The sequence below is a fragment of the Vreelandella piezotolerans genome, from assembly GCF_012427705.1.
Taxonomy (GTDB): Bacteria; Pseudomonadota; Gammaproteobacteria; order Pseudomonadales; family Halomonadaceae; genus Vreelandella; species Vreelandella piezotolerans.
Genome location: NZ_CP048602.1, coordinates 501,671 through 516,463 on the forward strand (window position 1 = coordinate 501,671; position 14,793 = coordinate 516,463).

Consider the following 14,793-nt stretch of genomic DNA (forward strand, 5'->3'; position numbering starts at 1 on the left):
GCGTTGTGGGAATGGTTCGTTGTGAGAACTATTGGTCTGAAACGGCAAATAGGCGGCTGTAGCGCTCAATGCGCCGTTCAATCGCGCGTGTTAGCACCTCACTGTGGGTGTCGAGTAACGTAAACGTATGCTTAGCCCGCGTCACGGCGGTATAAATCAATTCTCGGGTGAGTATCGGCGAGAGTGAATCCGGCATCACCAGCGCGGTATGGCTAAACTCCGAGCCCTGCGACTTGTGAACAGTCATCGCGTAAACCGTTTCAATGCGCTGCAAGCGGCTAGGCAGCACCCAGCGAATACCGCCTTGGCCATCGGGGAACGCTACACGCAGCGTTAACCCGTTCTCCTCTTTGGGTACTGTTTTAGTACTGGTCGTAAAGTGACGCGGTGAGTTCAGGGTAATGCCGATATCCCCATTCATCAGTTTTAAGCCGTAGTCGTTACCGGTGACTAATACTGGGCGGCCTTCATACCAGTGGCTTTCAGCTGCTGAGGCATCAATCCATCCTCCACGTATCAGTGCCTGTTCAATACGCTCATTGAGCGTTTCCACACCCCACGGCCCTTGGCGCAGCGGTGTTAACAGCTGGAACGTGCTGTGGGCTTTGAGAATAGTGGCCGCCCAGTCGTCCCAGGCGGATTTATCGTCTTCTAGGCCAGGGCGGGTGTCTGTTTGCTGAATGCACTGCAGGTAGTGGCTAAGGCCGCGTGCGTGAGGGTTATTTTTTCGTCCTGCGACCGCTAATGTCGTTAGTTTGTGGTAGGGCGCGGTTGCTGACAGCGATAGGTGGGCAAGGTCTTGATAGCGGGCGTCTGCCAGTACGGCGTTCGCCTGCTTGGCATTGCCTGCGTTGATGGCGTCGGCGAGGTGCCCGATGCCACTTTGGCTATCAAAGCGAAAGCTGTGGCGCAGCTTGGCGACCGCCTGATCCAGCGCCTGGCCTGAAGAGTTCGTCAAGGAAGTGTCGAGCGTGTAACCCGTGGTGGCGGTGATCCATTGAGCGGTAGGGTCGCTGTAGTGCCCCTCATCAGCGCGTTGGCACAAACTGCCTAATACGGATCCGGCTTCGACTGAAGCCAGCTGATCTTTATCGCCAATTAACACCAGTCGAGCGTGGGAGGGCAGCGCATCCAATAGCGCTGCCATCATTTCGATATCCACCATAGAAGCTTCGTCCACCACCACCATGTCATAAGGCAGCGGGCGGTGAGCATGATAGGCATAGTGGCGCGTATCTGGGCGGGCACCTAGTAAGCGGTGCAGTGTTTTGACCTCCGTGGGCACGGACTGCTGTGTGCCGTAAGGGAGCTCAATATCGTTCAGCGCAGCCACCTGTTGGGCAATCGATTCGTTGAGCCGAGCGGCTGCCTTACCCGTCGGTGCCGCCAGCGCAATCGTCAGCGCGGGCTGGTTAGCGAGACGCGTTAACCCTTGCAGAAGCGCCAGCAGACGAATGACCGTGGTGGTTTTTCCTGTGCCAGGGCCACCGGTAATCACAGCAAAGGGGGCGCGCGCGCCAATCGCACACGCCATTTTTTGCCACCGTACATCGTCCGCATGAGGTACATCAGGCGGAAACAGACGGCTCAGCAGGCTGGCAGCCTGATCGCTGGGCCAATCGGTCACGTGCTCAAGGCGCGCGTTCACTGCCGCGGTGATGCGCTGCTCGTGCTGCCAATAGCGGCGCAGATAGAGCGTGGAGCCGACCAGTACAAGAGGCTCATTGCCGTTAGTGCCGGTGCCCACCGCCGACCAAGCCCGTAATGCTTGTTCCCAGCCGGTGTCTGCATAACGGGCAATAATTGCGTCGGGTGTGGGCAGCTCGGGCATGGCTTCCTGAGCTTGTACAGCGATCAGCGAGCGGGGCTGTTTGGTTAACGTTTTCAGATCGAGCAAGAGATGCCCTTGCCCGGCTAAATGGCTGACCATCGCCGCCGCTAGCAAGCAGGGGCCATCGGCCTCTGGCGCAAGCCGTGCTAGCTGGTCAGCGAACGCTGCATCGAGATCGCGAATCCACCCCGCGCGTGCCCAGTCGAAAAGCGTGGTCAGTAAGGATTCGTTATCCGATAAGTGCAGGGTATTCATACCGCCACCTCCTTGTGATTTTCTCCAGCCATCAGGTCATCCAAGCGCTCGATAAACGCAAGGGGTGGCTTAACACGCAGAACGCCACGGCTAGGCGCTTGTATGCCACGCAGAAAGACCAACATGGCACCGCCAATGTGATGGTCATAGTCGTAGTCAGGCAAGGTTTGGCGCAGATGGCGATGCAGTGCCAACAAGTAAATACACAGCTGCATGTCGTAGCGCTTATCCAGTGCTGCTCGCGCAAGTGCGTCTTGGGTGTAAGCCACTTCAGAAGGCCCCAGCCAGTTCGATTTCCAATCAATCACGTAATACTGGCCGTTGTGCTCTGCGAGTAGGTCGATAAAACCTTTCATCAAACCGTTGAGCTGTTGAAAGCCCAGCGCTGGCCGTGGCTCTCCTGGAAACAGCGTCTCCTTCACTAGCTTATCGAGTACCGGGGTCTTGGCATTTACTGTGGCAAACCAAAAATCAGGTTCAGCGCGATAATGGGTGAGCAATGCCAACACCGGGCCTTCCTCGCCTTCTGCTGCTAGTGGGGTATGTAACCACGCCGTGATACCGGCTTTTAGTGCAGGCACATGCGCTTCCCAGCCTCGTTGAGCGCAGCGCTGCAGCATACGCTGAGTAAGCTCTGGGTCACGGCTAGCGTTATCAAAACCTTCGTTCGCCAGCGTTTCTAATACGCCGTGCAAAAAGGTGCCGGGGTTAGGGCCTTTAGGAAACGCATGCAGCGAGCCCACTTCAGGCGTGCCATGGATAAAGGCGGTGCGTATCGGCTGGTGCTCTTCCGTTTCAATTTCTGCCTGAGGCGTTTCAGGGGCATTCACACCTTTTTGCTGCAGAGCCGAGTAGCTGGCAATCCACCATGGGGTGAACGTTTGGTGGCTCGTTGTTCGTGCAGTCTTTAACTCAGGGTTGGTCGCCTGTACTTGGTAGCTAACCTCCTCGCTCGTGGCGGGATGGGAGGTAATATGAGCGCAGGCTTCTGAGTGTACCTGCCACGCGCTTTTAATCGACCCCAGGTCGGGCAATACCTTCCCACCACCTAATAAGTAGCCAATACCGGATTTATCGATTTGAGCTTTTTTGCTGTTGCCATGTTTCAAGGCGGCTAACCCGATAAACGTCGCGTGGCGAGCGCGTGTTAGCGCGACATAGAGCAGGCGCATATCTTCAGAAAGCCGCTCATCATTGGCGGATTCAAAGCTCTCCTTCGCCTCATCTTTACTATTGGCTAGCTCTAAAAACGCGTTGCCACTTTCATCGTGGAACAGAGGTGTGCCCCATTTCCCGTTAATTTCTTTAAACGTCGCGATAAAGGGCAGGGCGACAATCGGGTACTCCAGTCCTTTGGATTTGAAAATGGTCACCACCTGGATCAGGTCGGCATCGCTTTCTAGGCGCAGGATTTGCTCATCGCGTTTTGGGTCTTGAATATGTTCACCGAGAACGCGAATCAGCGCCTGGTCACCGTCTAAGGTATCGCTCGCCTGTTGGGCCCATTCGGCAAGGTGCAGTAGGTTAGTTAAGCAGCGCTCCCCTTGTGGTTTAGCGAGCAGCTGCTCCGGCACACGATAATCGTGCATCAGCTGACGTAAGGCAGGCAGTACGCCCTGGCGATGCCAGCGTGCGCGATACTCAGCAAAACGTTCTTGCGTTGCTTCCCAGGCGAGCTCGTTATGGTGAAGTTCATCCAGTTGAGCAAGGCTCATTCCCAGCGTGGGCGTGGCAAGTGCTGCGCGAAGCGTCGAGACCGATTCAGGATGAGCAATGGCTTTAAGCCAGCGCCAGCAATCTTTCGCTTCTGGGGTAGCGAATACGCTGTCGCGGTCAGATAGATAAACACTAGCTAGCTGGCGTTCGCTCAATGCCGAACGGATAGCAACTGCCTCTGTGCGGTCGCGCACCAAAATAGCAATGTCGCTCGCCTGAAGTGGCCGAAACGCTTGGCCGGTAGTGTTTTCAAAGCCTGAGGCGTTTGAGGCAGCGTCATTAAGCCAGCTGGCGATTTGATTCGCGCAGTGGCGTGCGGCCTGCGCAAGGTAGCGCTTCGTATTCACCGGTTCGTCATCTTCACCCACCCACCACGCTGTTAGCGCCGCCGTCGGCTTGCTATTCAGCACTAGCGCTTCTTCTCGTCCATTTGCGCCTGCCGGTGTAAACGGCATGGGGTTTTCGTTGGTTGTTTCGTTGGCAAACCGGAAGGCTTTTCGAGTAAACGTACTTTCGGCATGCCGAAAAAGTTGATTTATCGAGGCCACTACGTTCGTGCTTGAACGAAAGTTCGTTGCCAGGGTGTGATGACGAGGAAACGTGGCAGCACGCGCCTTTAAGTACGTATAAATATCACCACCGCGAAAGCCGTAAATGGCTTGTTTGGGGTCGCCAATCAGGATCAGTGCCGACGAAGGGTTGTTCTCTTGCACCTGATAGATTGCATCAAAAATACGGTATTGCGCAGGGTCGGTATCTTGGAACTCATCGATCATTGCCACAGGAAACTGCGTGCGTAGCCTGTGTGCGAGTGCATCGCCGCCTTTGCCGCTAAGGGCATCAGCAAGGCCTTGGATCATACCGTCAAACCCCATCTCAGCACGTTGTGATAGCTGCTTGTTTACTCGGTTGGAGACCCACTCGCGTGCGTCGGCCAGTACCAGCGGCTTCAGTTCTTTGGCTTGAGTGTGAAGAGCTGTGGAGAGCTCATGCCATAGTTCTAAAGCATCATGAACCTCAAAGGCGGGTAGCGTGGTGCCTTTATTCACTAACAGCTGGCTGGTGGCGAGTTTAGGAACAAACTTACACGCGGCCAGGCAACGCTTTCCCTGCCCCCAGGCGTCCAGCTCTTCTAACCAGCTGGCAAACGTTGTGTCATCGTTTTTGCCACGAAACTTATTGCCATTGAGCTTGCTGCGAAGGGTGTGCAGCGCTTGGTGTATCGCTTCTGCATCCTGGCAATAAGCCTTCCGTGCCTTGTCTTCAGCCTCATTTAGCGCTTCACGAGCGGGAAGCAGCCCACGTAGCTGTGCCTGCAGGTCTTTTTTGGGTAAGGGTTTGCCCGCAAAGCAGAGTTGAACATCATGGCGCTGTAATAAAGTGCGTAAAGCGCCATGTAGCGCTATTGGCGATGCGAATAACTCCATCATCACTCCTGCCATAGGAGCGTCCATGGGGTAAATGCGTGTCCGCCAATAATCAAATACGGCCTCCTGCGTTAAGGAGGTGAGGTCTTTCACTATCTCTTGATGAAACAGTTTCCCGCTATCGAAGGCATGCTCCTTGAGCATCCGCTGCGCCCAGCTGTGGATGGTAGAAATAGCGGCGTCATCCATCCACTCGGCGGCCACTTCTAACCTGCGGGCGCAGAGCGGCCAATGGGCGCGAGGATAATCGTCGCGCAGCTGCGCCAGCAGGGGGGCGCTTTGATGCAAGCCATCGTCACCCTCTGTTGCCCTAAACGCCTCTGCGGCTTGCACCAAGCGGGCACGGATGCGGTCTTTCAGCTCTTGGCTAGCGGCTTCTGTAAAGGTGACGACCAAAATATCCGGCGGCACCAGCGGCATCGTGAAGCCATTAGTGAAGGAATGGCTGTCATCATCGGGCTGTCCGTGGCCGAGTACCAAGCGCACGTACAAGAGCGCAATCGTAAAGGTCTTACCCGTACCGGCACTGGCTTCAATGAGTTGGCTACCACGCAGGGGAAGGCCCAGGGCTAATGGGGTAGAAGACGACTCAGTGGAAGGGAGCGTGGTCATTAGCGTGCCTCCTGTTCAGTATCTGGGTGCTCAGCGGTTGGATGCTCAGTGGCTGTTAGCTCGGCTACCCAGTCGTAGAGGTCACGGTAAACATCCTGGCAAGTAGTCAAAAACTGGTCGTTAGATAAAAAATCTTCCAGGGTAGGTAACTCACGCACTGTCATAGGACTTCGCTGCGAGAGCTTGTCGAAAGCCTTTTCCCATTCCTCCACTAGCTTTTCGTTTTGGCATAACGCCTCTATATCGAGTGGGTCAACGCCATCAGGTGCGTATTCAAATAGCGTAAATGCCAGTGAAGAATGCGTGGGTAATGGCGCCTGCATGGCGCTAAACCATTGACGAATTAGCCTATCCAACCACTCTGCCGCCTGGGCTTTGGGAAAGCCGGGTATGGCCAAGGTACCGCTTGGTGATACCAGGTGCGTTGATGATTCTGGGTGGGTGAGCTGTAGCGCTAGATGTGCTGGCCAGTGGCGCATGATCTGGTTCCAATGCCAGCTGTTACCTTGGTGCAGATGGCTGGAAAGTAATACGATCCGTGCTGTTTCCGTCTCGCTACAGAACACATTATCCAGCGTATCGCTTAGGGTGATATGCACTGGTTGAGTGTGTTGAAAAGGCGCTAGCGTGTTAGGTGTGATCTCTGCAGCGTGAGACACCGAGACCACCGGGTGGGCGGCGTCAGGATAGCGACGCAGCAGTGTCTGGTAGGCGGAGAGGGTGTCAGGCAAATGCTCTAACAATGCATGTTGCACGAGGGGGCCTACCGGTGAAGGCGGGTAGTGGCCTGCGCGCTGGCGTGTGTCGACTGTTTCTTGAAAAAGAAGATCAATGTCGGCATTTCGATCGCTGGTGAGGCGCTGGCCTAGATACTGCAATATGGCGTCGCGCTGTTGCCACTTTTCAAGAGAGTCAAAGTCAAACGGTTCGTCGTCTTCACTCGTCGTGTGATCGTCACGCATGGACGTTGCTAGCCGCTGCTGAAACAGTGCACTCACGGGATCGCGCATAAAGCTGGCCAGGGCACTCAGCGTCACCGTGCTTTCTGGTTGCCATAACGGTAGCGAGGCAGAGACTTGCAACAATGAGGGCCCAGAGGTTGTTGAGCGGACGCCTTGCCACTCGCGGGCATACGTAAACAGTGGCGAGGTTTTATCAAAATACGCATGACCAAAGGGTTGAAGTGGATGCTCTACGGTTAAGGTGGCCAGCAGGCTACGCCGCTGTTTTTCGCGCTCATCGGCGGATAAACGCGCTGGCGTGTCCTGCGCTGCTAGCCGCCAACCAGCGGCAATATGATCACGCAGTTGCCCCACTAGCACGCTAGGCGGCTGTTCTTGGTTATCTTGTGCGCTAAAACCACACCAACTAATCACTAGACGCTCGCGTGCTGACAACAACGCTTCGAGGAACAAATATCGATCGTCGTCACGTCGTGAGCGGTCACCCGGACGGTAGTGTCCGCGAATGGCCATGAGGTCAAAGTCGGGTGCTTGGCTTTTACGAGGGTAGGCGCCTTCCTGCATACCCAACATATACACGTGGCGGAAGGGGATCGCGCGCATTGGCATAAGTGTCGCAAAGGTGATTCGCCCCACGATAAAATTTTGTGCCAGCTGAGGTTCATCGATACGCGACAGCCAGCTCTCGCGTACCACGGCCAAGTTAATAGACAGATCCATTTGAGCGTCGTGGATCTCTTGCTGCCACGCGTCTAACGTGGTTTGCACGTGCCCTAACAGCTGTTCTTCGCGTGGAGAAGTAGGCGCTAAGAAGGTAATGATCAGTTGGCCTAATACCGCTGACCAGTCGTCCGCTGACTGTGAGGTATCCAAGCGCTCTCGATAGTCCTCAAGGGCGGAAATGAGCCGGTAAAGTGAGCCGGCAATGCGTGCATCTAGGCCGGCCACTTCATCAAACGGCACAATGCCTTCCCAGTCATCGCCGGTCTCAGCAGGGGCTCCAATGGCATACCCCATGAGCATGCGCTCAAGACCAAAGCGCCACGTATGTAACTCGTCATGCTCCGGCAGATCGAGTGAAGCGCGTTGCTGAGCATTGAGTCCCCAGCGGATATTGGTGTCACGAACCCAGCGCTGAAGGGTGGGGAGGTCGCTCTCTTCAAGCCCAAAGGCATGCCGTAATGGTGGGATATCAAGGAGCTCCAACACTTCGCTGGTGCGAAAGCGCCGCTGTGGTAGCGTTAATAACGTTTCGAGCGCGACTAGGAGAGGCTCGCGGTGGCGGCGCTGTTGGTCGGCAAGATGATAGGGCAGGTAGCGGCGTTCATGGGGCGAAAACTGGCCGAATACGGCTTCAATGTACGGGGCATAGTCGTTGATGTTCGGCACCATGACGATAATATCGCGTGGCTGTAGCGAGGCATCCTCCCCAAAGGCCGCTAACAGCTGGTCGTGGAGCACTTCCAGTTCGCGCTGCGGCCCATGACAGACCGTAAAGGTGATTGAACGATCCGTGGCGCTCAGTGCTGGCCAGCGGCTCTGGCTTTCAGCCACCGGCCGTAAATCTAAAAGGTCATCCTGTAACTGGCCCAATAAATAACGCGTATCCGGTGTGACAAAGCAGTCAACGGACTGTTGGAGCGCCGTAAAGGCGTCTTGATACTGTTCTGTCGCGTCGTATTCGCTGAGCAGGTGTAGGTAATCACGCCCCTGCTTTCCCCAGGCGGCCAGCAGCGGATGCGCATGTAGATGCAACGCTTCCGGTGTCGCGTGTAAATCGGCAGGCATGCCTTGTTTACGACGCTGTCGATGATGGCGCCGCAGTGCATCTCGCGTCTCAATAATATCGCCCCAATAGTGCTTGCAAGGATTGAGCAGACACAAAATCACTTCCGATAGCGGCGAAAGCGCGGCAAGCACTTCTATCATCTGAAGGGGCAGGGATGAAATGCCAAACACTACGATTCTGGGGGAGAGGCCTTCTGGTCGTTGAGAGAGTTCGTTCGCCGCCGTTTTAAAGCGCTGATGTATCGCGCCGCGGTGACTATGGCGAGCCTCCTCCCCCAAGCGCTCAGCAATCGTGTCACCCAGTAAGCGCCATAGCGTAGGTTGCCATAAGTGCTCATCGTCTAACGGCTGTTGGCGTGCTGCGCTATCTAAAAAACCCTGCGTGAGGATGTCATCGCCTTGCTCCCAGGCCGTTAGCCAGTCTGCGCGATAGACCTGATACTGATCGAACAGATCGGCAATGCGTTCGGCTAACTGATACCGCTTGCGTGTATCCGGATCCTCCTCAAGATAGCGAGCCAGTGGCTCAAAGCGGGGATCCTTTAACATGTCGGGCAATATAGTGAGGATCTGCCAACGTAGCTGGCCCTTATCAAAGGGCGAGCTTTTGGGCACGCTGTTGTCACCCGTCGCGGCGTCAATCACTTGGCGGTAAGCCTGCCACTGGAAGCGCGCTGGCAGCATGACATCTGCGCCAAGGCTGATGCCTCTGCCTACTCCACCCTGCGTCTCGGCCATAGAAATCTTCAGCCATTGGGCAATGCCGTTGCTTTGTACGAGAAACGTGGTTTTCTCCAGCGGATGCAGGGGGCGGTGGGCTAGCCACGCCATCGTGACATCACGCAGATCTTCCATGCGGTTGCCCTGAAGGACAATAAGGCCTTGGGTTCGTTTTTCATGGGCATTAGGAGCAGAGTAGGCAGCCATAAGAACTTCCTTGTTAAGAAAGATTTAAACGCCAGTGTAGCGCCAAACTAAGTGTATTGAGAGTATCAGTATGTCTGAATAATGCGACACAGAGCGTCGCACCCGTGCCGTATGCTGCTTCTTATGCAACAAAGAGGAGTGGGCATGGATACATTATTGCTGGACGATAATGGTGGCGGTGCTTTGGTAGGTGAATGTGGTAACGCGCATCAAGGTACTTGGCTAGTCGTTAAAGAGATGCATCTGCGTGCCTTGGATATCCACGATGATCCGGTGCTGGAAGTGTTGGACTTTCGCGACTGTGGCGCGCAAACACACCTGCACTTACAGCTAGACCGACTGCCTAACTTGCGCATGATCTATTTGCCTGAGCTCTCCCAAGGTGCTGTTATCCATCTGTTCTGTATGGATGTGCCACGCTCATTATTCATTCATGGAAACGTCACTGAGTTAGATGCGGATTGGCAAGCAGGTACGCTACGTTTGGTGTCTCACAAGGCAGCCTACGAGGGCGTACGTCTTTTGGGCCATGATGCACACAGTGACGATCTTTGCCCTTCGACAGGGAAGAAGGGGGAGGACGATGAATTAACGGTTAATCCCAATCAGTTGTCTGTTGTGCTCAACCCACGTCTTTTGCCTGCAAGCTTACGGCTCTCAGGCGAGGGCACATGGATGTTGCCCGATGCGTCTCATGTCGAACAGTGCGTCATTGATGGCCCCACTAAGGTGAGTATAGAGAAAGCATCCGTTCTTAACACGCTGACCATTCAATCTAGCGGTTCCTATGAGGTGGCAGGGATAAAAGCCTTAGCGACCGTAAAAGGAGCGCATAATCAATTACGTGAGACGCCGGATGCTCGGCCTTCTTCATCCTTACGCCATACAGCTCGCAAACATCTCACGTTACGAGGGAGCGTAAAAGCACTAACCTTCGCCGACGCCTGGGATCATGTGCAACTGCATATGCCACACTTAACAACCCTCACGCTTAGCTGGGCAAAACATGTCGCGTTACATCATTGCCGCGCCTTAACCACCGTATCGCTGCCCGATGGTGTGCCCGTAGACTGTTACGGCAGTGTTCCGCACTCACTGTTGAACCAGGCGCGCTTTTTTATTGATGAGTCGACGCTGGCGCAGTGCTTGACCCGAATAGAGGCGGGAGAGCATGGATTACTAGAAGGTGTGTTAAACGTGCTTGCGCAACGCCACACTCCTCATGGCGTGTTTTACACATTAAGTACGCTGGTACGTTTGGCCAAACAAGGCATAGCACTCAACGCGCTCTGGCAGTGCCGACGCGCTTTAAGTGGCTGGCAGCGCTTGGGTGGACGCAAGCGCAAACGCCTATCATTAACCCACCAAGACTACCAACGTGCTGATAAGCGTTGGGCTTGGCAGCTGCCCGTGGATCGTGTTGAAGAGGGCTTTAGTGCGGATTTACACCTTTGGGCGTTGTGTATGCCTCACTGTTCTGATGCACGGGCGTATCGCACAACCCTATTAAAAGAAGCACAAAAACGTGACGGTTTAGTGCATCTTCTACGTGTGGCAACTGTGGAGCAAGGTTTACCCACCTTGAGTGAGTTAGCAACGGATGTACTCGTCGCGCTGTATGGCCAGGGGGAGTGGCCACGATTGTCACTACCGAATGGCCAGGCAGGCGTTGCACGCTATTTGCCACGGTTGCTACGTGCGCGAGACTTAACGCCCATGCAAACGACAGCCTTATTAAATGCTATCGCTAATCTTGCTCCATGGACATCACTACCGGCGCTGTTAGCCCATCAGCTCGCCTACAACTTAGGTCCTACTCGGGCGCTGCTGATGACGTTATCTCGCCAGTCCGATGAATGGTTTCGGTGGCGTATGCCGGGGTTTCCAAACAACCAGCATATTGCTACGGCTAAGCAACAACTGTTGCAGCTAGCACTAGTGCCTGCCTCTGGCGCGCGCACGCTAGTAAAGCAAATGGAGCAATCGGCCGTGATTCCCGAGCCTGACTGGATGGTAGATGATGGGTTTTTGGGTGACTGTTAGAAAATAATTACAGTTAATTTTGATAAGGAAGCTCTGAAAAAAACCTGGCTTCAGAGATAGTACGGTCATCATCAACGCGTTGGTGCCTCAAGCCTGTTGTGTTATTGCGCGTACCTGTAAAGGAGTAAACGAGATAAAGCATGCACTGGAAGTTCGCCAGCAACTTTGCGATTTGCTGGATGGCCGCATCACGCGCACGCCAGATGGTGCGCTTAACCTTGCCACGATGCACCGAGTAAAAGGCCTTGAGTTTGATGCAGTATTCATCGCCTCTGTTAATCGATGACGGTTTCCGCTCGATGTTGTAGTGAGCGCTGCTGCAGATGCCGTTACCCGCCGTCAGCGAGAGAACGAAGTGCAGGCTTTGGTGTAGTCAGCTTAACGCACGCACGTAAGCTGGCGTTTGTGTATGGCTATGGCTATGGCTATGGGCAGATGAGCGAGTGGTTTAGCCCAGATGTTAAAGCTACAGCGCTGTAGTGAACATTGGCTGAAAAACGGTTCCCTCCGCTAAATGCTGCTCGACATGGGCAGCTTCTAACATTTCTCGCTTTGATGGGTAATGCCGCAATAGCCTCTTGGCTTCCGTGCGGATGTCTTCAGCTAGGTGGTGACTTCGGCTAAGTTCGGTCAGAAATTCATGGGTTTGAATAATGGCGCGAGTGCGCTCGCTTGGGGTAGTCATAACCTTTACTCCTTATGATGAAAAGCCATCACAAGCTTATTATGACGGCTCTTGAAATGCTTGTGATGCTTCGATGTTATGGTGTCAATGAGTGCGCTAGCTGAGGCCGCCAAAAAACGTTTTGCCCAATCCGGCTAAAGCCCCACTGGCTTTTGCTACGAAACGCACGCTGCTGGTTATCTGTCATTGCACTCTGCCCATCTGCATCACGAATGTAGCGAGCCAGTGTCATGGCGGCTGGCTGGCCATAACGCGCACCCGGGGAGGCGCATGTCCAGATATGGCGTAAGGTCATCGCAATATCAGGTTCATGTTGGTCTAAGTAGGCAAGGCCATAGGCACACGCTTCTAGCGTAAACGCATCGTGGCTACAGAGCTTCCACGCCGCGTTGGGCTTGCCTTTCGAGTCGTATGTATACGTCTTACCAATATCGTGCAACAGCCCCGCTACAAAGCACGTTTCCTGCATCAGGCGCTGCATAGCTGGCTCATTTAAGCGCAGCATGGCAACAGCATTATTCGCGACGTTCAGCGAATGCTCTAGCAGCCCACCTGGATAGGCGTGGTGGTAGGTCACGCTGGCGGGTGCATTCAGAAACGCCTCGATACGGTCCTTACGTTCCAATACCCGTGTTAAAAAACTGCGTAAGTGCTCCGATTGCAGAGACTGTACGGTCTTCACTAATTGATCGAAAACCGCTGGTGCGGGGGCGTACACACGTGGTAGCGATTGTAGCGTGTCCAGTGAGTGGACTTCCTCACGGGTCGCCTTGCGGAACTCATCAAGTAGGAATTGGCCCGATAAGCACTTTACTCCTGATGCAGTAACAAAATCCAAATGGCCAATGCGCTCAGGAACGTGTGTCTTTGCTAAATTCAGCATTGCGATACGATCACCTTCGCAGTCGCTTAGCCGAAGCTTTAGAAAAGGCGTTTTTGCATTGTCGAACTCCACCACGCGCCCTGTAAGGCGATAAGTGCCCGTAAAAGTGCGAGACAGGTGTGCTGGAGCTTGTTGATTAGGCCGTTTCATGGCGGTGCTCCTTCTCGGGCTTGGTAGACGTGGCATTGCCTAATAAACGCTCGAAAGCAGAGCCGTCCATACGTGTGGCATTAGGCACATAGCGCGAATAGACCTTAAACAGCATCTCGGTTGAGCTGTGTCCTAACATCCGTGCCACCCACTCTGGATTCTCACCCGAGGCTAGAAACAGCGTCGCGGCAGTATGGCGAGTTTGGTACGGGCGGCGTTTCGTCAGCCCAAGCGACCTCAGCAAGGGATACCACACGCGTTTCGTCACGTTGTTGTGATCAAGCGGCTGTCCCAGTTGATTGCAGAACACGTACTGGCTCATACGCCCAGTCGCGGCGTACTGCGTTTTTAAGGCGTCATATACCTGCCCAAACATGGGGATTTCACGCTGGGAGCCATCGGTCTTGGTGTATTCCGTTTCGCCATTTATCAATGTCTCGCGCACCAAGATTTCTCGTTTAGCGAAATCGACATTTTTCCACTTCAATCCATCTATCTCACCGGTACGCATACCGGTAAAAAAGCGCACCGTGTAGTAGTTGCGATAGTCGGGGCGCACGTTATCGATGATGCGGTGGACTTCATGGAGCGAGAAGGGCTCGATGTGCGTTTTCTGTAGCTTTAACGGTTTGATATTTTTGTATGGCGTCTCGAAATCGAATCGCTCTGCGGCCTCATCCAGCACCATGCGAAGAATGGTCATATGGCTGTTGATGGTCTTTGGTGACACCAGCCCCGTTGCGCCGCGTCCCTTACGTCTAGACAGCTTGGCGCGAAACGCCAGGATATCGGCCTTCGTAATGTCACCGACGAGCTTTTTACCGAATGCGGGCTTAAGTGAGCTATCTAAGATCGAGTTCACATTGCGCACATGAGAAGCACGCCACTGGATCTTGCTCTCTTCAAACCATTGCTCAGAAAACTCGTTGAAGAGTGGTGTGCCTAAAACAGCAGCATCTTGCTGCTCATTGGGAACGGTTGGCTGGTGAGCTTTCAGTTTTTGTAAATTGCTGCTATTAGGGAAGAACTCTGCATAATGGAACTCTCCAAGCAGCATTTTTGCTTCCATGCGCTGTAAAAGCAGTTCCAGTTGTTTGCGGTTTTTTGCGTTATCGTCAAGCAGGGTCTGCTCACGAAAGCGCTGGCCGTCAAATCGAAAGTCGATGAAAAGCTTTTTGCTTTCCTGGCGAACGCGGACCTTACCCATGGCAGATGCCTCCGTTAGCCATCGGTATGACGACTTGCTGTTGGCGAGGAGTTTCTCGCAGCATTTCCTCTTGAATAGCTTCCCAGATATACAGGATTTTCCGACGACCAAAGGGGCGGATGTAATGGGTGCCTTCGATAAGCACGCTGTCTTTGAGCTGCTGGCGGATGGTACGTGCATCGTATTTGATACGAGAGGCGAGTTCTTCCGTTGTCAGAAAAGTGCAGTCCATGAGACTATCTCCTCATGTGGTGATCATTTGATAATATTTTTAATCGCTCGATTAGAAATATATACAATCAAATGA

General features: G+C 54.1%; 9 protein-coding genes. 2 read left to right on the forward strand and 7 right to left on the reverse strand.

Going from position 1 to position 14,793, the window contains the following annotated elements:
• Positions 1–28: 28 nt before the first annotated feature.
• From recD to recC, 3 genes are read right to left on the reverse strand one after another with little or no spacing between them, the layout of a single operon-like run.
• Positions 29–2,086, reverse strand: a complete 2,058-nt coding sequence (gene recD / locus GYM47_RS02335) for an exodeoxyribonuclease V subunit alpha (RefSeq protein ID WP_153843416.1) — start codon at positions 2,084–2,086, stop codon at positions 29–31.
• The gene (gene recB, locus GYM47_RS02340) at positions 2,083–5,841 is read right to left on the reverse strand and encodes an exodeoxyribonuclease V subunit beta (protein ID WP_153843417.1); all 3,759 of its coding nucleotides are present in this window, start codon (positions 5,839–5,841) and stop codon (positions 2,083–2,085) included. Before recB ends, recD begins: the two co-directional genes overlap by 4 nt.
• Positions 5,841–9,518 carry an exodeoxyribonuclease V subunit gamma gene (recC, locus tag GYM47_RS02345; protein WP_153843418.1) on the reverse strand — a complete coding sequence of 1,226 codons (3,678 nt, stop codon included), beginning with the start codon at positions 9,516–9,518 and terminating at the stop codon, positions 5,841–5,843. Before recC ends, recB begins: the two co-directional genes overlap by 1 nt.
• A gap of 111 nt (positions 9,519–9,629) precedes the next feature.
• On the opposite strand from recC, the gene GYM47_RS02350 reads away from it, so the two are divergent.
• Positions 9,630–11,561, forward strand: coding sequence for a hypothetical protein (locus GYM47_RS02350; RefSeq protein ID WP_153843419.1), 1,932 nt, complete (start codon positions 9,630–9,632; stop codon positions 11,559–11,561).
• A gap of 82 nt (positions 11,562–11,643) precedes the next feature.
• Positions 11,644–11,847 (forward strand): 3'-5' exonuclease, encoded by a 204-nt coding sequence (locus GYM47_RS18550; protein ID WP_144410431.1) that lies wholly within the window; start codon positions 11,644–11,646, stop codon positions 11,845–11,847.
• 180 nt (positions 11,848–12,027) lie between these two features.
• On the opposite strand, the gene GYM47_RS02360 is transcribed toward GYM47_RS18550, so the two are convergent.
• The 4 genes from GYM47_RS02360 to GYM47_RS02375 form a co-directional block, all read right to left on the reverse strand.
• Positions 12,028–12,246 carry a BPSL0761 family protein gene (locus GYM47_RS02360; protein ID WP_022520330.1) on the reverse strand — a complete coding sequence of 73 codons (219 nt, stop codon included), beginning with the start codon at positions 12,244–12,246 and terminating at the stop codon, positions 12,028–12,030.
• Positions 12,247–12,322: 76 nt separating this feature from the next.
• Positions 12,323–13,279, reverse strand: coding sequence for a TraI domain-containing protein (locus GYM47_RS02365; RefSeq protein WP_153843420.1), 957 nt, complete (start codon positions 13,277–13,279; stop codon positions 12,323–12,325).
• Complete coding sequence (locus GYM47_RS02370) at positions 13,266–14,486, reverse strand: site-specific integrase (protein WP_153843421.1); 1,221 nt, start codon at positions 14,484–14,486, stop codon at positions 13,266–13,268. Before GYM47_RS02370 ends, GYM47_RS02365 begins: the two co-directional genes overlap by 14 nt.
• The gene (locus tag GYM47_RS02375; RefSeq protein ID WP_153843422.1) at positions 14,479–14,718 is read right to left on the reverse strand and encodes a hypothetical protein; all 240 of its coding nucleotides are present in this window, start codon (positions 14,716–14,718) and stop codon (positions 14,479–14,481) included. Before GYM47_RS02375 ends, GYM47_RS02370 begins: the two co-directional genes overlap by 8 nt.
• Positions 14,719–14,793: the final 75 nt, after the last annotated feature.